The organism is Hymenobacter sp. M1-2, from assembly GCF_057808495.1.
This window is the reverse complement of record NZ_JBTYZO010000068.1, coordinates 1-570: the sequence shown is the minus strand read 5'-3', so window position 1 is coordinate 570 and position 570 is coordinate 1. Positions and strand designations below refer to the sequence as shown.

General features: G+C 67.2%; 1 protein-coding gene. It reads left to right on the top strand.

Features of this window, described 5'->3' with window-relative positions:
- Positions 1-405, top strand: a 405-nt coding sequence (locus tag ACYSMN_RS25525; protein ID WP_488926759.1) for a T9SS type A sorting domain-containing protein, incomplete at its 5' end; no start/stop codon positions are given.
- Positions 406-570: the final 165 nt, after the last annotated feature.

Here is a 570-nt window from a genome sequence, read left to right as displayed (position 1 = left end):
CGTAAGCTGCTCGTGCGCCTGCCAGGCACGGGTAAGACGCCGGCCGGCGCCAGCCTGACCACCATCCGCGTGCGCTTCGTGCCCGCTAGCAGTGCGGCCTCGGCCCCGCCCGCCGTAGCCCTAGCGAACTGGAGTCTTGGGCCACTGGCTGCGGCCCCGGCTCGCGTGGTCGAGGAGCACTGGACGATCTACCCCAACCCGGTGGCCGCGCGACTCACAGTGGTCGGCGGCCGTCAGGGCCGCCCCGTGCTGATCAGCGACCTGCTCGGGCGCGCCGTGTTGCAGACAGTGCTGCACGCCGACCAGACCGTCGACGTGCATGCGCTAGCGCCGGGTACTTACTTGCTCACGATAGGACAGGGGGCAGAGCGGCGCGTGAGCAAATTCATTAAGGCCAGCCGATGAAAGATCCTGCCCGCCGCGCGCTCCCGTCTTCGGCCCCTCCCAGCCGCCAGGCCGCCAGTCCCGCCGAGCATATTCTGCGCTTCACAGTTTGTTTGCACCACTTCCTTGCACACCCCTCATGAACATGAACTTCACTCACCAACCATCGTGCAACCCGCGTCGCTT